The sequence below is a fragment of the Stenotrophomonas sp. Steno-Z10-BAI genome, assembly GCF_056393115.1.
Genome location: NZ_JBWJOZ010000008.1, coordinates 110,154 through 132,011 on the forward strand (window position 1 = coordinate 110,154; position 21,858 = coordinate 132,011).

Sequence of the window (21,858 nt, forward strand, 5' to 3'; positions counted from 1 at the left end):
TTGGCAGTGCAACAATTTTTCCGGGAGACCCGCTTGAGCAACGACCACGGCAAACAGGACCTGCCCGACCAGGGGTTGGGCGAGATCGCCCGGCACTTCGTCAGCGCCCGCCAACACGGCCAATCCCTGCCCGATTTCCCGGGAACGATCCCGGAAGACCTGGTCACCGCCTATCAGGTACAGGACCAGGCCATCGGCCTGTGGGACGACCAGGTGGTCGGCTGGAAGGTCGGCTACATCGCCGCCGAGCGCCGCGATGCCTCGGGCGATGATCGCCTGCTGGGCCCCATCTTCTCGCGTCAGCTCTGGAATGCTACCGGTGGAACAGTCGAGATTCCGGTGTTCGTCGGCGGGTTCGGCGCGGTCGAGGCCGAGTACGTGATCCAGCTGCAGGAAGACGCCCCGGCGGACAAGCTGCACTGGACCCCCGAAGAGGCCGAGGCGCTGCCCGCCAGGCTTTTCATCGGTGTGGAAGTGGCCAGCAGCCCGCTGGCGACGATCAACAAGCTCGGCCCGCGCGTGGTGGTGTCGGACTTCGGCAACAACAACGGCCTGGTGCTGGGCACCGAGATCGCGGACTGGACGCGCCTGGATGACGCCGACCTGCGTGCGGAAACCCGCATCGAAGGCGAGGTGGTCGGCACCGGTGGCGCGACCCTGCTGCCCGGTGGCCTGCGCACCGCCTATGCGTTCGCGCTGGGGCGTTCGGCGCAGCGTGGGCGGCCGTTGAAGGCCGGCGATCTGATCGCCAGTGGCAACGCCACCGGCATCCACGACATCGCCGTGGGCCAGCAAGCATTGATCCGTTTCGTCGGCTACGGCGACATTACCTGCAAGGCCATCGCCGCCGGATAACCGCGCGGACATGGCGAGCACGCTTGGGAGGGCGCAGATGTTCACTCGCAGAAGTTTCCTGGCTACCAGTCTGGGCGCGCTTGCCGCGCCCGCGCTGACAGCCTGTTCGCGGTCATCCAACGCCGCACCGGCCGGTGCGCAGCTGTTGACCGCCACCGACGTCCACGTCGCCGATTACCCCACCGTCACCGCGGTGAAATGGATCGGGAAGACGCTGGAAGAAAAAACCGGCGGCCGGCTGCGGCTGCGCCAGTACCACTCCGGCCAGCTCGGCCGTGAGTCCGAGGCGATCGACATGGCCCGCTTCGGCGCCATCGATATCACCCGCGTCTACTCCGGCGCGCTCAACAACGCGTTTCCGCTGACCCAGGGCCTGTGCCTGCCGTATGTGTTCGAGTCGGTGGCGCACATGCGCCGCGCGCTCGATGGCGGCGTCGCCGATACGGTCCTGCAGGGCTTTGAAACGCGCGATCTGGTCGGCCTGGCCATCTACGATTCCGGTGCGCGCTGCTTCTACAACACCAAGCACCCCATCGTGGAGCCCAAGGACCTGCACGGCCTCAAGCTGCGCGTGGCCTCCTCGGACATCTTCATCCAGCTGATGCGCCTGCTCGGTGCCAACCCGACCCCGATGTCGCTGGGCGACACCTTCTCGGGCATGGAAACGCACATGATCGACGGTGCGGAAAACAACATGCGCAGCTTCCACTCCAGCCGTCATTTCGAGGCCGCGCACTACTGGTCGCAGAGCGATCACTCCTACGCACCGGACGTGCTGCTGATGTCGCGCCAGAGCTTCGATGCGCTGAGCCCGGCCGACCGCACCCTGGTGATCGAGACCGCACGTGAATCGGTGCAGGTGATGCGCGAGCAGTGGGATGCCTCGGAAAACAACGCCCGCCAGGCCGTGGCCGATTTCGGCATCAGATTCAACGAGGTCGACATGCCGGCCTTCCGCAAGGCCGCCGACCCGCTCCTGCAGCGTTACCTGCAGCAGCCGGAGCTGGCCGCCCTCACCCGTCGCATCCGCGACTTCGCCTGAGGCTCCGACGCGATGTCCGACTCGACTTCCGAAACCGTCATCACCCCCACCGCGCCGCAGCGCCTGCTCAACGTGATCGCCGATGTGGCGATCTACATTGCCGTCATCGCCCTGCTCGGCCTGGTGGTGGTGCAGGGCTGGCAGGTGTTCGCCCGCTATGTGATCAATGATTCGCCCAGCTGGACCGAGCCGGTCACGCTGCTCCTGCTGGCCACGGCGATGAGCCTGGGTGCGGCCACCGGCGTGCATACTCGCCGCCACTTCGGCTTCTTCCTGCTGGCCGCCCACATGGGCCCGGGCCTGCGCCGTGCGGTGGACGTGTTCGCCGCGCTGGTGGTGGCCGTGCTGGGCGTGGTCATCGCCTGGTGGGCGGCCGTGCTGCTGATGGACGGCCTGGATATCAAGGCCGCCGGCGCCCACCTGCCGCAGAGCATCAACTACCTGCCCCTGTCGATCGGTGGCGCCTTGATGGCGATCTTCGCCGCGAACCAGATGGCGCTGGCTGTACGGCCGGCCGATGCCGTTGCCGAGGGAGATCGCTGAGTCATGGGTATTACGATTCTTTTCACCGTGTTCGCGGTGCTGTTGCTGCTCGGTGTGCCGGTCGCGTTCGCGCTGGCCGCCGCCGCCCTGGCCACCCTGTGGTACCTGGATCTGCCGACGCTGGTGCTGGTCCAGCAGATCTCCGCCGGTACCGGCTCGGCTTCACTGATCGCCATTCCCTTGTTCATCTTCGCCGGTGAAATCATGATGCGCGGCGGCATCTCCGAGCGCCTGATCTCACTGGCATCCTCGCTGGTGGGGCGCATGCGCGGTGGCCTGGGCCAAGTGTCGATCCTGTCCTCGCTGTTCTTCGGCGGTGTGTCCGGCTCGGCCATCGCCGATGTCTCGGCGGTCGGTGGCACGATGATCCCGCAGATGGTCAAGCGCGGTTACGACCGCGACTTCGCGGTCAACGTCAGCATCACCGCCGCGCTGGTGGCGCTGCTGGTACCGCCGTCGCACAACCTGATCCTGTTCTCGGCCGCCGCCGGTGGTGGGCTGTCGATCGCCGATCTGTTCGCGGCCGGTATCGTGCCGGCGCTGCTGATGACCGTCGTCCTGATGATCACCGGCTATCTCGTGGCACGCCGCCGCGGTTACGGCGTGGAGATCTTCCCGGGCTGGCGTGCGGTGCTGCTGCGCCTGGTCTCGGCGCTGCCTGGCCTGGGCCTGGTCGCGCTGATCTTCATCGGTATCCGTGCCGGCATCTTCACCGCGGTGGAGAGCGCGGCGATCGCCGTGGTCTACGCGCTGCTGGTGACCACCGTGCTGTACCGCCAGCTGGACTGGCGCGAGTTCCTCGGCACGGTCACCCATGCCGCGCGCAGCACCGGTGTGATCCTGTTCGTGATCGCCACGGCGGCCGTGTTCGGTTGGCTGCTGGCGTATCTGGAAGTGCCGTCGGCCGCGGTCAACTTCCTGCAGTCGTTCGCGCACAGCCAGTTCATGGTGCTGTTGATGATCGTGGTCATGCTGTTGCTGCTGGGCACCTTCATGGACCTGGCGCCGATGATCCTGATCTGCACGCCGATCTTCCTGCCGGTGGCCAAGGCCTACGGCATCGATCCGATCCACTTCGGCCTGGTGCTGGTGCTGACCGGTGGCCTGGGCCTGGTGACACCGCCGGTGGGCTCGGTGCTGTTCATCGGTACCGCGATCGGCAAGATCAGCGTCGGTGAGAGCATGCGCTCGATCTGGCCGTTCTGGTTCGCTGCGCTGGGCGTGCTGTTGATCGTCACCTTCTTCCCGGAAATGTCGCTGTGGCTGCCCGCCCTGCTGCGCGCGTAAGCGTGCGGCGGCTCGCGGTACTGCTGTGGATCGCCCTGCCCTGCGCCGTCATGGCGCAGGGCCAGGACATCCCGCTGCGCGGCTTCCAGGACGGCATCAACCATTGGCAGAGCGGGCACGGCACGGACTACCCGCGCTATGCCCCCGATCAGTACCGACAGATCGCCGACACCCTGGTGGCGCTGCAACGCCATGGCGGCGGCTGGGCGGTCAACCAGGATCCGCAGCGGATCCTCGACGATGCCGCCAAGGCACAGGTGCTGGCTGACCAGGCCACGCCGGGCGGCAGCTTCGACAACCGCAACATCTACACCCAGGTCAGCTACCTGGCCGAGGCCTTCGCGCGCAGCGGCGATGCCCGCTACCGCGACGCGGCCGTGCGCGGCCTGGATTTCATCCTCGCCGAGCAGGTCCCCCGCTGTGGCGGCTGGCCGCATTCGGTGCCCTCGCGCACCTCGTACCACGGGCACATCACGTTCGCTGACGACGTCACCAGCGGCGTGCTGACCACGCTCCGGCGCATCCAGCGTGAACCGGCGTTCGGCTTCATCACCGCCGATCAACGTGCCCGCGTGGACGCGGCCGTGACCGCCGGTGATGCCTGCCTGCTGCGCCTGCAGGTGCGCCAGGACGGCGTGCCGACGATCTGGGCCGGGCAGTACGACCGCACCACCCTGCTGCCCGCGCAGGGGCGGAAATTCGAACTGCCGGCGCTGGTCACCGACGAGAGTGTCGGCGTGGTCCGCTACCTGATGTCGATCCCGGATCCTTCGCCGCAGGTGGTCGTCTCGGTCAACGCCGCGATGGCGTGGTTCCAGACCCACGCGTTGACCGGGTGGCGGCTGGAGACCTTCGAAACGACGCCGGAACAGTTCGCGTTCCACCGCACCACGGTCGACCGCCGCCTGGTCGCCGATGCGGGCGCGCCGCCGCTGTGGGGGCGCTTCCACGACCTGCACGACAGTGGCGTGCTGCTGGCCAACCGCGAGGGCGAACGCGTCGCCACGTTCAACGACATCCCGCGCGAGCGCCGCACCGGCTATCACTGGTACGGCACCTGGCCGCAGGCCCTGATCACCACCGAGTACCCACGCTGGCAACAGCGTCTTGCCGGGACCGGGGCGCGCTGAGCGCAGCCGGCCCACGATACGTTCAAGGGAGAAAGACGATGCACCTGAGGAAGACCCTGGCCAGCTTCGCCACCGCTTGCCTGCTGCTGGCAGGCGCCGGCCACTCCGCCGAGCCGGCCACCCACTGGACGCGCGGGATCGAGAACCAGCGCCAGGCCGATCTGGGCAACGGCACCTTCCTCAATCCGGTGTTCGCCGGTGATCGCCCGGATCCTTCCGTGCTCAAGGATGGCGAGGATTACTACCTCACGCTGTCCTCGTTCGATGCCTACCCCGGCCTGCCGATCTGGCACTCGCGCGATCTGGTCAACTGGCAGCCGCTGGGCCACGCGATCACCAGGAACGTAGGTGCGATCTGGGCCCCGGACATCGTCAAGCACGGCAGCCGCTATTACATCTATTTCCCGGCCCGCACCGGCGAAACCCGCAGCAACTTCGTGGTCTGGGCCGACAGCATCAACGGCCCGTGGAGCGAGCCGATCGACATCGGCCTGGGCGGCTACATCGATCCCGGCCATGCGGTGGGCGAAGACGGCAAGCGCTATCTGTTCCTCAGCGGTGGCGACTACGTGCAGCTGGCCGATGACGGCCTGAGCGTGGTCGGCACGCCCAAGCACGTCTACGACGGCTGGAAATACCCGGAAAGCTGGGACGTGGAGGCCTATGCGCAGGAAGGCCCGAAGATCAATTTCCGCGATGGTTGGTACTACATGACCACTGCTGTGGGCGGCACCGCCGGCCCGCCGACCGGGCACATGGTGATCACCGCGCGCTCGCGCTCGATCCACGGCCCGTGGGTGAATGCGCCGAACAACCCGATCATGCGCACCCGGTCGGCCGCCGAGCCGTGGTGGTCGCGCGGCCATGCCACGGTCATTGAAGGCACCGACGGGCGCTGGTGGATGATGTATCACGGCTACGAGAACGGGTACTGGACGCTGGGCCGCCAGGCGCTGCTGGAGCCGATCGAATGGACCGCCGATGGCTGGTTCGTGGCCAAGGGCGGTGACCTCGGCCAGCCGCTCGCCAAACCGTCGGGCACCTCGGTCGGCCAGCACGGCATGGCCTTGTCCGACGATTTCCGCGGCAGCACGCTCGGTGCGCAGTGGTCGTTCTTCAACCCGGCCCAGGACGAGTACAAGCGTTTGGCCTTCACCGGCAAGGGCATGGTGCTGCAGGGCAAGGGCAGCACCCCGCGCGACAGCTCGCCGCTGACCGCCATCGCCGGCGACAAGGCCTACCAGTTCGAGGTCGAGATGGAGATCGCCCCGGGCGCGGTGGGCGGTGCCCTGCTCTACTACAGCGACCGCCTGTATGTGGGCGTGGGCAGCAACGGCGAGAAGTTCATCATGCACCGCTACGGCGAGGAGCGCCCCACCCGGCTGACCCCCAGCGCCACCGGCGGCACGCTGTGGCTGCGGGTGACCAACAACCGCCATATCGTCACCATCCACTCCAGCACGGATGGTAAAACCTGGCAGAAGTACCCGGTTCAGATGGAAGTCTCCGGCTACCATCACAATGTGGCAGGCAAGTTCCTGGCCCTGAAGCCGGCGATCTATGCTGCTGGCGACGGCAAGGTCCAGTTCCGGAATTTCCGCTACCGCGCCCTCGATTGAGCTCCCCGCTAGAATCCCTTGACTCATCCCCGGTTTGAACGACATGTCATTGCGCAGCAAAACCGATCCGTCGCCGCACGGATTGACCAAAGGCAAGGCCGCCACGATCAACGACATCGCGCGTCTGTCCGGGGTATCGAAGAAGACCGTTTCGCGCATCATCAACAACTCACCGCTGGTGCGTAAGGACACGCGCGAGAAGGTTGAAGCACTGATGCGCGAGGTCGGTTACACGCCCGATCCGCTGGCCCGCGGGCTGGCCTTCCGGCGCTCGTTCCTGATCGGCATGGTGTACGACAACCCGACCGCCCAGTACATCGTGGACATGCAGTACGGCGCGCTGGATGCGCTGCGCGGCTCCAGCTTCGAGCTGGTCGTGCACCCCTGCGATTCGCGCAGCCCCGGCTACATCGACGGTGTGCGCCGCTTCGTGCAGCAGCAGAAGCTGCACGGCGTGATCCTGGTGCCACGTGCCTCCGAAGACCAGGCGCTGGTGGACATGCTCGATGAAATCGGCTGCCGCTTCACCCGGATCGCCTCGCTGCCGCTGGATGATACCTCGCAGATGGTGGTCACCCACGACCGCGACGGTGCCGCCGAAGCGGCCGATTACCTGCTCTCGCTGGGCCACCGCGACATCGCCCTGGTGACCGGCCCGAGTGCCTACCGCTCGGCGCACGAACGCACCGCCGGCTTCATCGATGCCCTCGCCAAGCGCGGCATCGAGCTTCCCCCGGCACGCATCGTGGAGGCCGGTTACACCTTCGAATCCGGTGTGGCCGCGGCCGAGAAGCTGCTGCTGGGCAAGCAGCGCCCGACCGCCATCTTCACCGGCAACGATGAAATGGCCGCCGGTATCTACAAGGTCGCGCTGCGTGCGGGCATCAACATCCCGCGCCAGCTCTCGATCATCGGCTACGACGACAGCCCGCTGGCCTCGCGCCTGTGGCCGTCGCTGACCTCGGTGCGCCGGCATACCCGCGACACCGGCCGCACAGCGGCGGCGATGCTGATCCAGCCCGACGGCCAAGCCGTGATGCAGCACGCCAGCGTCCGCCCGCACCTGATCGTGCGCGACTCCTGCCAGCCCCCCGAGGATTGACGCCCAAGGCGTCAACCCTCGGTAGGTCACGACCGTTGGTCGTGACGCTTCTTCTGTCGTCCCCCCTGTTCTGTCGTGTCGCCTTCTGTCCCGACCCCGTCCGCGGGCCACCCGGCCTATCCTGCGCTGCAAAATGACACCGGTTTACCAACTGGCTACAATCACCTGGAATCGTGCCGGGGCCGACGCATCGCCCCACCCCTGCTCTGGAGACGCCATGTACTGCAAGACCCATTACGCCACCCATCCCGACGCCATCAAGGGCGCCAGCAATGACGACCTGCGCGATCTGTACCTGCTCGACGGTCTGTTCAACGCCGATGCGGTGACCCTGAAGTACACCCACTACGAGCGCTTCGTCCTCGGCGGTGCGGCCCCGGTCAACGGCCCGGTCTCGCTGCCCAAGCAGACCGAACCGGCCTCGGCCGCCGGCCATGCCTTCCTGGAGCGCCGCGAGCTGGGCGTGATCAACGTCGGCGCCGGCAGCGGCACCGTCACTGTCGATGGCACCGTGTTCAAGCTCGGGCCGAAGGATGGCCTGTACGTGGCCATGGGCAGCACCGAGGTGGTGTTCGCGTCCGATGACGCCGCCACTCCGGCCCAGTTCTACCTGGCCTCGACCCCGGCGCATGCGCGCTTCGAGACCAAGGCGCTGTCGATCAAGGATGCCGTGGCCCTGGACCGTGGCGCGCTGGAAACCAGCAACGAGCGCACCATCTACCAGTACATCGTGCCGGCCACCTGCCAGTCCTCGCAGCTGCTGCTGGGCCTGACCGTGCTCAAGCCGGGCAGCGTCTGGAACACCATGCCGCCGCACCTTCACGACCGCCGCAGCGAGGTCTATTTCTACTTCGATCTGGGCCAGAACGACCGCGTGTACCACTTCATGGGCGAGCCGGACGCGCAGCGCCACATCGTCATCCAGAACAACGAAGCCGTCGTGTCGCCGCCGTGGTCGATCCACATGGGCGCCGGCACCAGCAACTACGCCTTCATCTGGGCGATGGGCGGTGAGAACCTGGATTACACCGACATGCACGTGCTGGACATCTGCCAGCTCAAGTGACCCCGACGCGCCGCCGGCATCGCGCCGGCGGCGTCTGTTACGCATTGGAGAAGGACTACATACGCAATGGCTAATCCGTTCAGTCTGGAAGGCAAGGTCGCCCTCGTCACCGGTGGCAACACCGGCCTGGGCCAGGGCATCGCGGTCGCATTGGCGCAGGCCGGTGCCGACGTCGCCGTGGCCGGCATCGCGCCGCCCACCGAGACCATCGCCAAGATCACCGCGCTGGGCCGCCGCTGCCTGGCGATCGAAGCGAACCTGATCAGCATCGAGCCGGTCGAGCGCGTCATCCGCGAAACCATCGAAGGCCTGGGCGGCCTGGATATCCTGGTCAACAACGCCGGCCTGATCCGCCGCGCCGATGCGGTGGAGTTCAGCGAGCAGGACTGGGATGACGTGATGAACGTCAACATCAAGTCCGCGTTCTTCATCTCGCAGGCCGCCGGCAAGCATTTCATCGCACAGGGCCGCGGCAAGATCATCAACATCGCCTCGATGCTGTCCTTCCAGGGCGGTATCCGCGTGCCGTCGTACACGGCCAGCAAGAGCGGCATCGCCGGCATCACCCGTCTGCTCGCCAACGAATGGGCCAGCAAGGGCATCAACGTCAACGCGATCGCCCCGGGCTACATGGCGACCGACAACACCGCCGCGCTGCGCGCCGACGAGGACCGCAACAAGTCCATCCTCGATCGCATCCCGGCCGCACGCTGGGGCACCCCGGAAGACCTCGGCGGTACCGCCGTGTTCCTGGCCTCCAGCGCCTCGGACTACGTCAACGGCGCGGTGCTGCCGGTCGACGGTGGTTGGCTCGCCCGGTAACACCATCGCGACGCGCTGGCGCGCCCACGATCTGCGCTGCAGATCGTGGGCTCCGGTAGTGCCGGCCGCTGGCCGGCAGCTCTTCACCCAGGAGCATGACCATGCTGCGTTTGCTGTTGTCCCTGTCGCTGCTTCTCGCGGCCCCCAGCGTGCTGTGTGCCCCGCACCGCATCTTCATTGCCGGGGATTCCACCGCCGCCGAGTACGGCCCGGAGCGCGCGCCACAGGCCGGCTGGGGCCAGGCCTTGCAGAGCTATCTCGATCCCGCCGTGTGGGAGGTCCGTAACCACGCCAAGGGCGGCCGCAGCACCCGCAGCTTCATCGACGAGAAACGCCTGGATGCGATCGCCGCCGAGCTTCAGCGCGGTGACGTGCTGCTGATCCAGTTCGGCCACAACGACGCCAAGTTCGAAGACCCCACGCGCTACACCGATCCTGCCACCGCGTACCCGCAGTTCCTGATGCGCTACGTGCAGCTGGCCCGCGACAAGGGCGCCACGCCGGTGCTGATCACCCCGGTGGCGCGGCTGCTGTATGACTTCGGTTCGCTGCTGGACACGCACGGTGTGTATACCCAGGCGGTGAAGGCGCCGGCCACCCGCGAGCAGGTCGCGCTGATCGATCTCAACGACAGTTCCACGCGCTGGATCCGCGGGCTGGGCGAGCAGGGTGCCAAGCCGTACTTCCTGTTCGTGCCCGAGCAGAACAAGGCCGATGGCACGCACTTCAGTGTGGCAGGGGCGACCGCAGTGGCGTGTCTGGTGATGCGCGACTGGGTGGCGTTGCAGCCCGGACTCACGTCGGCGCTGAAGCGCGATATCGACTGCGAGGTGCGCAGTGCGGGGCAGGGCGGTGAGGCCGCCAGGCCCTCGCGCGTGGTCCACGAGCGTGACATCGCGGTGACCCAGCCCGGCCCGCATGGTGGAGCGGGGCCGACCACGGCGTATCCGTTTTTCGCCGAAGACACCGACCTCCCGTTCGTGCTTCGCAAGCGCGTGCTGCACAAGGGGGCCGGCATCGGCCTGCATCCCCAGCACAAGGACGAGATTTACTACATCGTCAGCGGGCAGGGCAGCTACGTGCTGGATGGGACGCAGTACGACGTGGCGGCGGGGGATGCGCTGCTGACGCGAACGGGCAGTTCGCATGCGCTGCAGCAGGTGGGGGAGATGGATCTGGTCGTGCTGCTGGCGTATCCGCGATGAAAAGCAGCAGCGCATGACCCGGCTCCACCCATTGCCAACCTTCAAAAGCTCCCGAGGCTTTTGAAGGTTAGGTGTCTAAACTTCAACCGCCCCGGTGAATTGCGTCACGACGTTACACGTCGCCGCCGTCTTCCCAGCCTTCGCCCGTGCCCTTCTGGAACACGCGGTCACCGTCCTGCACCTCACCGGCCGGCAGATGCTCCTTGGCCTCCAGCGCGGCATAGATCGGGGTGAAGTCCGGTGCGGTCGCGGCCATCAACTGCTCGAAGCTGTCGATGACGAAGTAGGTTTTCTGGAAGGTGTCGATGCGGTAGCGGGTGCGCATGATCCGCTCCAGATCGAAGCCGATCCGGTTCGGCGCCGCCGACTCCAGCGAGTACAGCGATTCGCCCTTGGAGGAGACGATGCCGGCGCCATAGATGCGCAGGCCTTCCTCGGTGTTGATCAGGCCGAACTCCACCGTGTACCAGTACAGCCGCGTCAGGTGCTGCAGCGCCTCCGGGCCGATCGCATGCGCCTTGACGCCACCGCGGCCGTAAGCGGCCATGTAGTCGGCGAACACCGGGTTCATCAGCAACGGCACGTGTCCGAACAGGTCATGGAACATGTCCGGCTCGGCGATGTAGTCGATCTGGTCCGGGCGACGGATCCACCACGTCACCGGGAAGCGGCGGTTGGCCAGGTGATCGAAGAAATCGAGCTCGGGCAGCAGCCCTTCCACCCCGACCAGGGTCCAGCCGGTGGCGGCGCCCAGCACCTCGTTGAGCTGGTCGAAGCGCGGGATCATGTGCGCGCTCATGCCCATCTCGTCCTGCGCGTGCAGGAACTCCTTGCTGGCGCGGCCTTCCAGCAGCGCACGCTGGCGCTGGTACAGCGTGCTCCAAGTGGCGTGGTCGTCGGCGGTGTAGCTGTCCCAGGGCTGTTCCACGATGGCGGTGGTATAGACCGGCACGTAACCCTTGTCGGTCTGCTGGTGTTCGACGCGGCGGGGGGCGGTGGCGGTTTCCATCGTGGTGGTCTCCTGGGAAGTCATCTGTCGATGCTAGGGCAGGGTGCGCGCAAGAGGTTTGCAAAGTTGCGCGGATATGGGCTTCTGGCGCAAGATCATTGCGTCCACCTCATGTTGCGGGGCAGCAATGGCCGGAGATACCCAGTTCGACCGCACGGATCTGCGCTTGCTGGCGGAAATCCAGCAACACGGCCGCGCGACCAATGCCGAGCTGGCCGCACGGGTGAATCTGTCCCCGTCGGCCTGCCTGCGGCGCGTCCAGCGGCTGGAAAGCGAGGGCGTGATCGCCGGGTATGGCGCCCGCCTGGAGCCGCGCCAGATCGGCCTGGGCCTGCAGGCCTTCGTCCGGGTGCAGCTGGAGAAGCACGACCAGCACGCCATCGGCGTGTTCGCCGACAGCGTGCTGATATGGGATGAGGTGGTGGCCTGCCATGCGCTCACCGGCGACATGGATTACCTGCTGCACATCTACGTGCGCGACCTGGAGCACTTCTCCAGCTTCCTGCTCGACAAGCTGCTCAATGCCGCCGGCGTGGCCGACGTCAATTCCAGCTTCGTGCTGCGCACGGTGAAGGACTTCCGCGCGCTGCCGCTGTCGCAGCTGGAGTAAGGCCGCCGGGCAGCGCCCGGCACTACCGGGTTACACGCACTTTTCCTTGCGCCCCATCAGCTTGCCCACGCGCGAAGGCTCATCGCACTTGGGCGCGGCCGGCGGCGGGGCCAGCGCGGCGGCACGCGCCTTCTGCAGCTGCTGCACCTTGGCACGGATCTGCGGCATCGCCGCCATCGCGGCCTTCTCGCCTTCCAGGATCGCGTTGTTGCGCTGGCCGAAATCGGCGGCGCCGATGTCCAGCACCTTCGGCCGGATGATCACGTCCGCGCGCGCCAGTTCCTGCTCGCCCAGGCGCTGGCCCATGATCGAGATCGACTGGTTGACGATGCCGAGCATGCCGGTCGGCGCCTTGCCGCTGGCCTTGCTGGAGATGTCCACGGCGATCACGATGTCCGCGCCGAGCTGGCGCGCCGCATCCACCGGCACAGGGCTGACCACGCCGCCGTCGATGTAGTTGTACTTGCCGATCTTCACCGGTTCGAACACGCCGGGGATGCTGCTGGAGGCGCGCACCGCCTGGCCGACGTTGCCGCGCACGAACACGGTGCGCTCGCCGGTTTCCAGCTGGGTGGCAACCGCAGCGAAGGGCTTGCTCAGCTTCTCGGCCGGGCGGTTGTCGACCTGTGTGTTGACGTAATCCTGCAGCTTCTGGCCCTGGACCAGACCGCCGGAGAACAGCCGCACGTCGCGGATGCTGGCTTCATCCAGGGCGACCGCCTTGGACTGCATCTGGAACGCGTCCATGCCGCTGGCATACAGCGCGCCGACCACACTGCCGGCACTGGTGCCGGACACCACCACCGGCTCGAAGCCGTTGGCCTCCAGCATCTTGATCACCCCGATGTGCGCGAAGCCCTTGGCCGCGCCGCCGCCGAGCGCGATGCCGATCTTGACCGGCTTGGCCGGAGTCACCGGGATCGCCGCCGGCGGCGGGGTCGGGCGCACGGGATCACCGCCGCAGCCGGCCAGCAGGCCGAGCAGGGCAACGGACAGCGTCAGGCGGGTACGGCGCAGTGAAGTCATCGGCGTGGCAACTGAATGGGCATCGAGGGCCGCCAGCATACCGAAGCGGTGGCGAGCCCGGCAGGACGGCGGGGCAGGGCATTCAGGCCATGACCGGGGATGCCGGGCCGCGACCGCCGTCACAACGCGCGCTCCCGGAAGGGGGTAATGAATAGCGGTTGTTTGCGGCTCTGTTGCTGTACTGCAACAATTGTCTGGTAGCGCCGGTCCACCACCCCTCCCAACACAGCCTAAACGCCATGTTCCCGAACCGCACTGCCCACGGCCGTTTCCCGTCCGTGCACCCGCTCGTTGTCGCCCTCGCCGCCCTGCTGCCATTGACGGCCGCAGCCCAGGACGCTCCCGCCACCAAGGATCCGGTCGCCCTCGATACGCTGCAGGTCACGGCGCAACGCCGCGTCGAAAACGCCAAGGACGTGCCGGTCTCGATCTCGGCCATCCAGGGTGAAAAGCTCGACGTACTCGGTTCGGCTGGCGATGACATCCGCTTCCTGTCGGCGCGTGTGCCGAGCCTGAACATTGAATCGTCCTACGGTCGTGCCTTCCCGCGTTTCTACATCCGCGGCCTGGGCAACACCGATTTCGACCTCAATGCCTCGCAGCCGGTGTCGCTGGTGTATGACGATGTGGTGCAGGAAAGCCCGCTGCTGAAGGGCTTCCCGCTGTTCGACCTGGCCGGTGTGGAAGTGCTGCGCGGCCCGCAGGGCACGCTGTTCGGCCGCAATACCCCGGCCGGCGTGGTGAAGTTCGATTCGGCGCGTCCCTCGCAGGATGCCGACGGGTACATCAAGGTCGCCTACGGCAGCTACAACACCTGGAACACGCAGGGCGCCTACGGCGGCCCGCTGACCGACCGCTGGTCGGCGCGCGTGTCCGCGCTGTACCAGCGCCGCGACGACTGGGTCACCAACACCCGCCAGGGCGCCCCGGCGCAGGGCTTCGAGGGCTATGACGAAGCCGCCGCCCGCGTGCAGTTCCTGTACGAAGGCGACGACGTCGAAGCGCTGTTCAACCTGCACAAGCGCAAGCTCAACGGCACCGCGCGCCTGTTCCGCGCCAACATCCTCAAGCCGGGCACCAACCAGCTGGTCGAAAACTTCGACCGCGATGAAGTCTCCACCGATGGCCAGAACTTCTCCGACCTGGAAACCTGGGGCGGCAGCGCGCGGCTGAAGTGGGATCTGGGCCGCGTCACCCTGCACTCGATCACCGGGTACGAGACCGCTGAATCGCTGAACCGTGGCGACATCGACGGCGGCTACGGTGCCAGCTTCCTGGGCGCCGGCAACTACGGCCCGGGCAACATCCCGTTCGCGTCCGAATCGGCCGATGGCCTGCCGCACCACCGCCAGTGGACCCAGGAATTCCGCGTGGAATCCAACGAGTGGGGCCGCTTCGACTGGCAGGCCGGCGTGTTCTACTTCGATGAAGACGTCACCATCGACAACTTCAACTACGACTCGCTGACCCCCGGCAACCCGCAGACCGGCCACGTCGTGCAGAACCAGCGCAACAAGGCGTGGGCCGCGTTCGCCTCCGGCGATTTTGACGTGACCGAGCGCTTCAAGCTGCGCGGTGGCGTGCGTTACACGCAGGACAAGAAGGACTTCAGCGCCAGCGTGCTGCAGGCCGTGCCGTTCGGTACCCCGGTCAGTGGCCCGTACATCGCCAGGACCGACGTCAACGACGTCAGCTGGGACCTGAGCGGCGTCTATCAGATCACCGACAACCTCAACGCGTACGCCCGCGTGGCCAAGGGCTTCCGCGCCCCGTCGATCCAGGGCCGCCTGGCATTCTCGCCCGGCCTGTCGCAGGCCAACTCGGAGAAGGTCATCTCGTACGAGGCCGGCATCAAGGCCGACCTGTTCGACCGCCGCGCCCGCCTGGGCTTCAACGTGTTCCGCTACAACGTCGACGGCCAGCAGCTGATCGCCGTGGGTGGCACCAACAACACCGCGACCCTGCTCAACGCCGACAAGACCCTCGGCCAGGGCGCGGAGCTGGACTTCGAGGCCTACCTGACCGACCACGTCCTGCTGACCCTGGGCAGCAGCTACAACGACACCGAGATCAAGGACAAGGATCTGGCGGTGGCGATCTGTGGCGGCGGCTGCACCATCACTGACCCGACCACGGTCATCGATGGCGGTACCTACGCGCTGGTCAACGGCAACCCGCTGCCGCAGGCGCCGAAGTGGATCCACAACCTGACCTTGCGCGCCGGCTTCCCGGTCAACGATGCCAGCGAGTTCTACGTCTACACCGACTGGGCGTACCGCAGCCCGGTGAATTTCTTCCTGTACGAGTCGCCGGAGTTCCGCAGCCGCTCCTCGCTGGAAGGGGGCCTGCGCCTGGGCTACAACTGGGATTACGGCCAGTACGACGTGGCCGCGTACGGCCGCAACCTGACCGACCAGGTCCGTGTGGTCGGCGCGATCGACTTCAACAACCTGACCGGCTTCCTCAACGAGCCGCGCACGTTCGGTCTGGAGTTCACCGCTAAGTTCTGATGCACGTCATGCGGTAGGTGCCCAGCGTAGGTGGGCATCTTGAAAAACGAAAACGGCGCGGAGAGATCCGCGCCGTTTTCTGTTCTGAGCTGATGTTGTTGAACGCGGATGGGTAGTGCCGGCCGCTGGCCGGCTCTGCATCGTCCTGATCGAGATCGCGGAGAGCCGGCCAGCGGCCGGCACTACCCACAATGCCATCGACAGGTGGCGCCGCCTTACAACGCGCTCGCCGGGCGCACCTTCAGCACCGCTTCTTCAGCCGCACAATCCCGCGCGGAATGCTGCCCCGACTTGCGTGCCGCGGCGATCTCCCTGCGCGCGGCCAGCAGGTCGCTGTTGAACGCGGCATTGTCATGCAGGCGTGCCACGGCGGCGGCGCCCATGAAACGGCCTTCCAGGATGTCGCTCTGCCAATGCACGTTGCAGACCAGGCGGCTCTCGCCGTAGTTGCGGCCGCGTGCCTGGATCGCATCGGCGCGGTCGGGGGCGATCTCCGAGAGGATCAGGGCCCAGGCCCAACCGATCGAGGTGTGGCCGGACGGATATGAGCCGTTGCCGCGCAGGTCCTGCTCGTCTTCGGGCGAGCAGGTGGGCTCACCATTGACCATGAACGGCCGCGCGCGCTGGTAGTGCTTCTTCGCCGTGCGGGTGGCCGCGCTGGCATCGATCCGGCTGCGTTCCAGCAGGCGGTACAGGGCCGGCGTCTTCACCGCATCCACGTCGACATCGATCGCGCAGGAGAACTGGTTGGCACCGGCCGGGAAGGCGAGCTCGGCGTCGCGGTGGGCCTGCTCGAAGCGCGGGCTGCCGCGCAGGGCACGGGCTTCACGGCTGACCTGTTCGTCCAGCGCGAAGCCGGCCGAGCCGGCGGCCGGCGGCGCCGGTACCAGTGCCAGGCTGTCCGGCACGGCCGTGCTCTGCAGGTAGCCGACGGCCTTGGTGGTGACCGAGGCTTCCACCGGCGTGGTGCGCGGTGCGGCCGTTGACGAACAGCCGGCGAGGGCGGCGAGCAGGGCGGTCGCCAGCATCGGGCGAACGGCAGCGGAGCGCAGGGACGACGACATCGGCAGGTCTCGAAGAAGAGGGGAGCGGCATGATCGCAGCTTCATCCGGTGACGACAGCGGCCGTTCGTCATCCGGCCAGATCCGGCATGGCCGTGCCCCGGATGACGGAAACCCGCGACTGGTTCACGGATTTCATGGGTCGCACGACATAGCGTCATCGAAGGCGCCATCGTTCGTCATATCTCCATGGATACATGCACCCATGGCAACGCGGCAGCGCCGGTCATCAGGGGGATTACCTGCAAGGAGACAGCGGATGCGAAGCAGCGCGGGAAGGTGGGGGGGCGGTCTGGCCCTGGGTCTGATGCTGGCGTGCGGCACGGTGCACGCGGCCGATGTAGTGGGGGTGGCGTTCGTGCACGGCACCGGCAAACAGACCGATGCGCGCGCGGACTACTGGCAGCCGGGCATCATCGATACGGTGCGCCTCGGGCTGCCCAACAGCAGCAACTACACCGTCATCAACTGCGATTTCGAGCAGTACATGTGGACGCCCGAAGCGGCCGGTTGTCTGGCGGGGCAGCTGACCAGCTTCATCAACACCCGTGGCATCACCAGGCTGGTGGTGATCACCCATTCCAACGGCGGCAACGTGGTGCGCTGGATCCTCTCCAACCCCACCTATGACAGCCGGTATCCGAAGATCATCCAGACGGTGAGCAAGGTCACCGCGCTGGCGCCGTCCTCGGCCGGTACGCCGCTGGCCGACGCGGTGCTCAACGGCAACATGTTCGAAACCTCGGTGGGCTGGCTGCTGGGCTACAAGAGCGATGCCGTGCGCCAGCAGCAGGTGGGCCACATGGCCACCTACAACGCGCAGAACCTGTACGGCACGGCCGGTCGCCCCGCATTGCCCAGGCCGTTCCGCGCGGTGGTCGGCTCGGATGTGGAATCGGCGGTGTGGGACAGCAACAGTTACTGCGGTGGCTATGCGCAGAACGTGGGCCTGGAGTTCACCCAGAACTGGTTGAGCAGCTGCTCGGACGGCTTCCTGGAGTGCAGCAGCCAGAAGGCGGCCGGCACCACTTGGTTCACCGACACGCAGCGCACCAAAGGCGCCGAGCCACTCAGCCACAACCAGAGCCGGCGCGAGTGCTTCGGCCTGGGCACGATCCTGCGCAACGACCTGACCCTGTGAGGAGCCCCCCGATGATGCGACAGACGACGATCGCGGCGGCCCTGCTCGCCGCGCTGGCAGCGCTGCCACTGCAGGCGGCACAGCCGCTGCTGGCCGCCCGCGCCAGTGACCAGGTGCCACGTGCGGTAGAGCGTGCGCCCTTGCCGGCCGGACCGGTGGAGCAGGCGCCGTTGAGCTTTGCCTGGGCGCTGGATCCAGGCCAGGTACTGACCCCCGCACCGACCTTCATGGCCAGCAGCCGCAGCTACTGGGAGATGGTGGATGCACCGGCGCTGCAACAGGGCCTGGCGTTGCCGCTGACCGCGCCCGATGCGGTGATCCAGGTCAGCCCCGTGCAGGGCGCCCGTGCGCTGGATACCACCCAATGGCAGGTGCGTGATGCTTCCGGTGCGCTGGCGGTGGACAAGGTGGTCGATGACCAGCAACTGCGTGCGGCGGGGATGTCGGTCGGCCCGGGCACGGCGATGGTCCGCACGGGCGCCACCTCCGCGGCAGGCAGCTACCGGCTGCAGAGCACGCAGGCCCAAGGCCGCTACGTGGTGCAGGTACTCGAACCCAACAGCCCGATCGCGCTGCAGCTGCAGGCGAGCAGCGACCGGGTGCTGGCCGGTGGCACGCTGGCGCTGAGCGCGCGGCTGGTCAACGACGGTGGCTTGGCAGCGGCGCAGGCCGCCCGTGCGCGGCCGCGGCCGCTGCCGGCCGTAGGCGAGGCCCTGCTGGTGGCGCCCGATGGCCGCAGCTGGCCGGTTCCGCTGGTCGCCGCCAGAGACGGTCTGCGTGCACAGGTGACGGTGCCGCAGGACATCGGCACGGCGCAGGGGTTGTGGGAACTGCAGGCGTTTGTCAGTGCCGACGGCGTGCAGCGCGATGCCAAGGTGGCGTTCGCGGTGGCGCAGGCGACGGCGCGCTTCCAGGGCCAGGTCGAGGCGGATGCCAGCCGCCGCGAGGTGCGCCTGCCGCTGCAGATCGGTGCGCCGGGCCGCTATGAGGCGCGTGGCACCCTGTATGCCACCGGCCCGGACGGGACGCTGCGGCCAGTGGCGCAGGCACATAGTGCGGCGTGGTTCGCGACGGTAGGGGCGGGTGAGCTGCGGCTGCCGTTCGCCAGCGTGGCGTTGCCGAGCGGCTATGCCGCCCCGTTCGAGGTGCGTGACCTGCAGCTGCAGGACCAGAGCCGGATGGCACCGATCGAATCACGTGCGGTGGCGGTGAGGTTCTGAGTTCAACCCGCGAACGCGCTCAGCCGGCCGGCCTGATCCACCACGCGGATCGGGCCGCCGAACAGCTCGGATAACGGTGCATCGCGCAGCAGCGCCGCGCGCGGGCCGTCAGCGAGGATCTTGCCGCCGCGCAGCATCACCACCCGTTCGATCTCGGGAATGATCTCCTCGATGTGGTGGGTCACCAGCACCAGGGTGATGCCTTGGCGGGCGAGCTCGCGCATGGTGGCGATCAGCTGCTCGCGGGCGATCAGGTCCAGCCCGGTGGAGGGTTCATCCAGCAGCAGGGCCTGCGGCCGGTTCACCAGCGCCCGGGCGATCAGCACGCGCCGGGTTTCGCCGGCCGAGAGTTCGGCATAGCCGCGCTGCAGCAGCGGCAGGGCACCGGTCATGGCCAGGGTTTCACGCGCGCGTTCGCGCATCTCCGGGCTCACCTCGCGGAAGGCCGGCACCACGAAGCTGGCGAAGAAGCCGGTCAGCACCGCCTCTTCCACGGTCAGCCCGGGCATGTCGGAGAGATTGCTGCTCAGGTCCCCGGTGACGATGCCCAGCTGCGAGCGCAGCCGGTCCACCTGCCAGCGGTTCTGGCCGAGCACGCGCACCGCCACCGTGCCATCACCGTGCGCCAGCGGATACAGCTCGCGGGTGATCAGCTTGATGAAGGACGACTTGCCGCAGCCATTGGGGCCAAGCAGGGCGGTGTGCTGGCCCTGTTCGATGCGCAGGCTGAGATCGTGCAGGACCCGGACCTGGCCGCGGATGACACAGGCGCGGTCGAGCTCGATCAGGGGGACGGGGGAGGCCGGCACCGCCGGCGAGGCTGCGACTGTCATGAATGCGGGGGCATGCTCACGAAGGTAAGGGAAGAACTGAATGACTGCGCAAAAATGGCATCGAAGGGATGAAGTTTGCAACGTCAGGCCCCATCATGTCCGAAGGTATCCCTGTTTCCTTGACGGCCGAGTGCGGCCCGGAGTCCTGCGATGTTCGATACGCTCCTCAACTTCCTGACCGGCGGTGTCGTCGGCCTCGGCTGGTGGGGCATGGGCCTGGTGCTGCTGGTGTTCACCCAGCTGACCATCTTCGCCGTGACCCTGTATCTGCACCGCAGCCAGGCGCACCGGGGGGTGGATTTCCACCCGGTGATCGCGCACTTCTTCCGGTTCTGGACCTGGCTCACCACCTCCATGATCACCAAGGAGTGGGTGGCGATCCATCGCAAGCACCACGCCAAGGTGGAAACCGATGAAGACCCGCACAGCCCGGTGACCAAGGGCATCGGCATGGTGTTCTGGCGGGGCGTGGAGCTGTACCGCGAGGCCCGCGCGATGCGCGCGGATATCGAGCAGTACGGCCGCGGCGCCCCGGATGACTGGATCGAGCGCCACCTGTACACCCCGCACGCCAATCTCGGCCCGGTCGCACTGCTGGTCATCAACAGCGTGCTGTTCGGCCTGCCCGGCGTGGCGCTGTGGGCGATCCAGATGGCCTGGATCCCGTTCTGGGCGGCCGGCGTCATCAATGGCCTGGGCCACTGGTGGGGCTACCGCAACTTCGAATCTGCCGACACCTCCACCAACCTGACGCCGTGGGCGTTCTGGGTGGGCGGTGAAGAGCTGCACAACAATCACCATGCCTTTCCGAGCTCGGCGCGCTTCTCGATGCGCCGCTGGGAGTTCGATATCGGCTGGGCCGTGATCCGCGGCCTGCAGGCCCTGCGCCTGGCCAAGGTGCTGCGCGTGGCGCCAAGCATGGACGTGCGCCCGAACATCGCCGTGCCGGATGCGGAAACGCTCAAGGCCCTGTTGTCGCACCGCTTCCAGGCGATGACCGATTACCAGCGCAATGTGTTCGTCCCGGCCCTGCGCGAAGAAGCTGCGATGGCTGGCGCCAAGCTGCGCAAGCTGCTGCCGCGCCGCATGCGCCGTGGCCTGGTCAACGACGGCCGCTGGCTCAAGCCGGATTGCCGCGCCCAGCTCAGTACCTGGGTCGAGCAGCGCCCGCGCATCCGCGTGCTGGTGGAACACCGCGCCCGTCTGGCCGCCCTGCTGGAAGCGCGCGGCAACGACGCCGCCGAGCGCTTGAAGCTGCTGCAGGCCTGGTGCCACGAAGCCGAAGCCAGTGGCATCGCCGCGCTGCAGAACTACGCCGCGCGCCTGAAGGGCTACGCACTGACGGCGCACTGATCGATGCGCTTCCCGACCGGGAAGGTCTCCGCGAAACGCCGCTTAGCGCGGCGTTTTGCGTGTCTGGGCCTGGCCGTTGGGTTGCTGGGTGCGACGGCACAGGCCCAGGTCACTGATACCGGCAGCTACCTGCAGCGCATGGACACCGACGGCGACGGCCGGGTCAGCGTGGAGGAGTACGTGCAGTGGCTGCTGTACGCCTTCGATCGCATGGATCGCAACGGCGATGGCGTACTCAGCGCCGATGAGCTGCCCGGTGGCAAGGGCCCGCCGATCACGCGCGAGCAGCAGCGGCAGACGCTGATCCAGCGGTTCCACAAGCAGGATGCCAATGGCGACGGGTATTTGAGTGCGCGCGAGTTGGCTGCGCCGCCGCGCTGAGCGTCGCGCTCGGATCGCCGCGAGGCAGCGCCCCGCGCTACA

General features: G+C 67.3%; 20 protein-coding genes. 16 read left to right on the forward strand and 4 right to left on the reverse strand.

Features of this window, described 5'->3' with window-relative positions; all coding sequences use genetic code 11:
- The first annotated feature begins 33 nt into the window (after window positions 1-33).
- The 10 genes from AC06E9_RS17375 (at window position 34) to AC06E9_RS17420 (ending at window position 10,671) form a co-directional block, all read left to right on the forward strand.
- On the forward strand, window positions 34-855 hold the full coding sequence (locus tag AC06E9_RS17375) for a 2-keto-4-pentenoate hydratase (RefSeq protein ID WP_121043811.1): 822 nt from the start codon (window positions 34-36) through the stop codon (window positions 853-855).
- Between the two features lie 37 nt (window positions 856-892).
- Complete coding sequence (locus AC06E9_RS17380) at window positions 893-1,897, forward strand: TRAP transporter substrate-binding protein (RefSeq protein ID WP_121043814.1); 1,005 nt, start codon at window positions 893-895, stop codon at window positions 1,895-1,897.
- A 12-nt stretch (window positions 1,898-1,909) separates the two neighbouring features.
- Window positions 1,910-2,440: a TRAP transporter small permease gene (locus AC06E9_RS17385; protein WP_121043817.1), complete on the forward strand. Its 531-nt coding sequence runs from the start codon at window positions 1,910-1,912 to the stop codon at window positions 2,438-2,440.
- Between the two features lie 3 nt (window positions 2,441-2,443).
- Window positions 2,444-3,727, forward strand: a complete 1,284-nt coding sequence (locus tag AC06E9_RS17390) for a TRAP transporter large permease (RefSeq protein ID WP_121043820.1) — start codon at window positions 2,444-2,446, stop codon at window positions 3,725-3,727.
- Window positions 3,700-4,857, forward strand: coding sequence for a pectate lyase (gene pelA, locus AC06E9_RS17395; protein ID WP_478056506.1), 1,158 nt, complete (start codon window positions 3,700-3,702; stop codon window positions 4,855-4,857). Before AC06E9_RS17390 ends, pelA begins: the two co-directional genes overlap by 28 nt.
- 38 nt (window positions 4,858-4,895) lie before the next feature.
- Window positions 4,896-6,476, forward strand: coding sequence for a family 43 glycosylhydrolase (locus AC06E9_RS17400; protein WP_121043826.1), 1,581 nt, complete (start codon window positions 4,896-4,898; stop codon window positions 6,474-6,476).
- A gap of 43 nt (window positions 6,477-6,519) precedes the next feature.
- Window positions 6,520-7,578: a LacI family DNA-binding transcriptional regulator gene (locus AC06E9_RS17405; RefSeq protein ID WP_121044030.1), complete on the forward strand. Its 1,059-nt coding sequence runs from the start codon at window positions 6,520-6,522 to the stop codon at window positions 7,576-7,578.
- A gap of 217 nt (window positions 7,579-7,795) precedes the next feature.
- Window positions 7,796-8,644: a 5-dehydro-4-deoxy-D-glucuronate isomerase gene (kduI, locus tag AC06E9_RS17410; protein ID WP_121043829.1), complete on the forward strand. Its 849-nt coding sequence runs from the start codon at window positions 7,796-7,798 to the stop codon at window positions 8,642-8,644.
- A 66-nt stretch (window positions 8,645-8,710) separates the two neighbouring features.
- Window positions 8,711-9,466 (forward strand): 2-dehydro-3-deoxy-D-gluconate 5-dehydrogenase KduD, encoded by a 756-nt coding sequence (kduD, locus tag AC06E9_RS17415; protein ID WP_019184096.1) that lies wholly within the window; start codon window positions 8,711-8,713, stop codon window positions 9,464-9,466.
- A 101-nt stretch (window positions 9,467-9,567) separates the two neighbouring features.
- On the forward strand, window positions 9,568-10,671 hold the full coding sequence (locus AC06E9_RS17420) for a GDSL-type esterase/lipase family protein (protein WP_478056507.1): 1,104 nt from the start codon (window positions 9,568-9,570) through the stop codon (window positions 10,669-10,671).
- Window positions 10,672-10,783: 112 nt separating this feature from the next.
- Here the strand turns inward: AC06E9_RS17420 and phhA are convergent, their stop codons facing one another.
- The gene (phhA, locus tag AC06E9_RS17425; protein ID WP_121043835.1) at window positions 10,784-11,680 is read right to left on the reverse strand and encodes a phenylalanine 4-monooxygenase; all 897 of its coding nucleotides are present in this window, start codon (window positions 11,678-11,680) and stop codon (window positions 10,784-10,786) included.
- Window positions 11,681-11,807: 127 nt separating this feature from the next.
- Between phhA and AC06E9_RS17430 the strand changes: the two genes are divergently transcribed.
- A complete protein-coding gene (locus AC06E9_RS17430; protein WP_121043838.1) occupies window positions 11,808-12,290 on the forward strand; it encodes an Lrp/AsnC family transcriptional regulator in 483 nt (160 codons plus the stop codon).
- A gap of 30 nt (window positions 12,291-12,320) precedes the next feature.
- Here AC06E9_RS17430 and AC06E9_RS17435 read toward each other — a convergent pair whose 3' ends face one another.
- Entirely contained in the window at window positions 12,321-13,316 is a 996-nt protein-coding gene (locus tag AC06E9_RS17435; RefSeq protein ID WP_121044033.1) for a patatin-like phospholipase family protein, read from the reverse strand.
- A gap of 239 nt (window positions 13,317-13,555) precedes the next feature.
- Between AC06E9_RS17435 and AC06E9_RS17440 the strand changes: the two genes are divergently transcribed.
- The gene (locus AC06E9_RS17440) at window positions 13,556-15,826 is read left to right on the forward strand and encodes a TonB-dependent receptor (RefSeq protein ID WP_121043841.1); all 2,271 of its coding nucleotides are present in this window, start codon (window positions 13,556-13,558) and stop codon (window positions 15,824-15,826) included.
- Window positions 15,827-16,041: 215 nt separating this feature from the next.
- Here AC06E9_RS17440 and AC06E9_RS17445 read toward each other — a convergent pair whose 3' ends face one another.
- Window positions 16,042-16,890: an acid phosphatase gene (locus tag AC06E9_RS17445; protein WP_121043844.1), complete on the reverse strand. Its 849-nt coding sequence runs from the start codon at window positions 16,888-16,890 to the stop codon at window positions 16,042-16,044.
- A gap of 257 nt (window positions 16,891-17,147) precedes the next feature.
- Here AC06E9_RS17445 and AC06E9_RS17450 point away from each other — a divergent pair, with 257 nt between their 5' ends.
- A complete protein-coding gene (locus AC06E9_RS17450) occupies window positions 17,148-18,029 on the forward strand; it encodes a lipase family protein (RefSeq protein ID WP_121043847.1) in 882 nt (293 codons plus the stop codon).
- Window positions 18,030-18,043: 14 nt separating this feature from the next.
- Window positions 18,044-19,249, forward strand: a complete 1,206-nt coding sequence (locus AC06E9_RS17455) for a DUF4785 domain-containing protein (protein WP_478056508.1) — start codon at window positions 18,044-18,046, stop codon at window positions 19,247-19,249.
- 2 nt (window positions 19,250-19,251) lie between these two features.
- Here the strand turns inward: AC06E9_RS17455 and AC06E9_RS17460 are convergent, their stop codons facing one another.
- Window positions 19,252-20,082, reverse strand: a complete 831-nt coding sequence (locus AC06E9_RS17460; RefSeq protein WP_121043854.1) for an ABC transporter ATP-binding protein — start codon at window positions 20,080-20,082, stop codon at window positions 19,252-19,254.
- Between the two features lie 150 nt (window positions 20,083-20,232).
- On the opposite strand from AC06E9_RS17460, the gene AC06E9_RS17465 reads away from it, so the two are divergent.
- Complete coding sequence (locus AC06E9_RS17465; RefSeq protein WP_176990302.1) at window positions 20,233-21,435, forward strand: DesA family fatty acid desaturase; 1,203 nt, start codon at window positions 20,233-20,235, stop codon at window positions 21,433-21,435.
- Between the two features lie 3 nt (window positions 21,436-21,438).
- Complete coding sequence (locus AC06E9_RS17470) at window positions 21,439-21,816, forward strand: EF-hand domain-containing protein (RefSeq protein WP_478056509.1); 378 nt, start codon at window positions 21,439-21,441, stop codon at window positions 21,814-21,816.
- Window positions 21,817-21,858: the final 42 nt, after the last annotated feature.

Bases quoted from the DNA above. Each gene is read 5' to 3' on its own strand.
- AC06E9_RS17445 (WP_121043844.1), bottom strand. From the start codon at position 16,890: ATGTCGTCGTCCCTGCGCTCCGCTGCCGTTCGCCCGATGCTGGCGACC.
- AC06E9_RS17380 (WP_121043814.1), top strand. From the start codon at position 893: ATGTTCACTCGCAGAAGTTTCCTGGCTACCAGTCTGGGCGCGCTTGCC.
- AC06E9_RS17465 (WP_176990302.1), top strand. From the start codon at position 20,233: ATGTTCGATACGCTCCTCAACTTCCTGACCGGCGGTGTCGTCGGCCTC.
- AC06E9_RS17385 (WP_121043817.1), top strand. From the start codon at position 1,910: ATGTCCGACTCGACTTCCGAAACCGTCATCACCCCCACCGCGCCGCAG.
- AC06E9_RS17420 (WP_478056507.1), top strand. From the start codon at position 9,568: ATGCTGCGTTTGCTGTTGTCCCTGTCGCTGCTTCTCGCGGCCCCCAGC.
- kduI (WP_121043829.1), top strand. From the start codon at position 7,796: ATGTACTGCAAGACCCATTACGCCACCCATCCCGACGCCATCAAGGGC.
- AC06E9_RS17390 (WP_121043820.1), top strand. From the start codon at position 2,444: ATGGGTATTACGATTCTTTTCACCGTGTTCGCGGTGCTGTTGCTGCTC.
- AC06E9_RS17430 (WP_121043838.1), top strand. From the start codon at position 11,808: ATGGCCGGAGATACCCAGTTCGACCGCACGGATCTGCGCTTGCTGGCG.
- AC06E9_RS17440 (WP_121043841.1), top strand. From the start codon at position 13,556: ATGTTCCCGAACCGCACTGCCCACGGCCGTTTCCCGTCCGTGCACCCG.
- AC06E9_RS17460 (WP_121043854.1), bottom strand. From the start codon at position 20,082: ATGACAGTCGCAGCCTCGCCGGCGGTGCCGGCCTCCCCCGTCCCCCTG.
- AC06E9_RS17450 (WP_121043847.1), top strand. From the start codon at position 17,148: ATGCGAAGCAGCGCGGGAAGGTGGGGGGGCGGTCTGGCCCTGGGTCTG.
- AC06E9_RS17400 (WP_121043826.1), top strand. From the start codon at position 4,896: ATGCACCTGAGGAAGACCCTGGCCAGCTTCGCCACCGCTTGCCTGCTG.
- AC06E9_RS17470 (WP_478056509.1), top strand. From the start codon at position 21,439: ATGCGCTTCCCGACCGGGAAGGTCTCCGCGAAACGCCGCTTAGCGCGG.
- AC06E9_RS17455 (WP_478056508.1), top strand. From the start codon at position 18,044: ATGCGACAGACGACGATCGCGGCGGCCCTGCTCGCCGCGCTGGCAGCG.
- kduD (WP_019184096.1), top strand. From the start codon at position 8,711: ATGGCTAATCCGTTCAGTCTGGAAGGCAAGGTCGCCCTCGTCACCGGT.
- phhA (WP_121043835.1), bottom strand. From the start codon at position 11,680: ATGGAAACCGCCACCGCCCCCCGCCGCGTCGAACACCAGCAGACCGAC.
- AC06E9_RS17405 (WP_121044030.1), top strand. From the start codon at position 6,520: ATGTCATTGCGCAGCAAAACCGATCCGTCGCCGCACGGATTGACCAAA.
- AC06E9_RS17435 (WP_121044033.1), bottom strand. From the start codon at position 13,316: ATGACTTCACTGCGCCGTACCCGCCTGACGCTGTCCGTTGCCCTGCTC.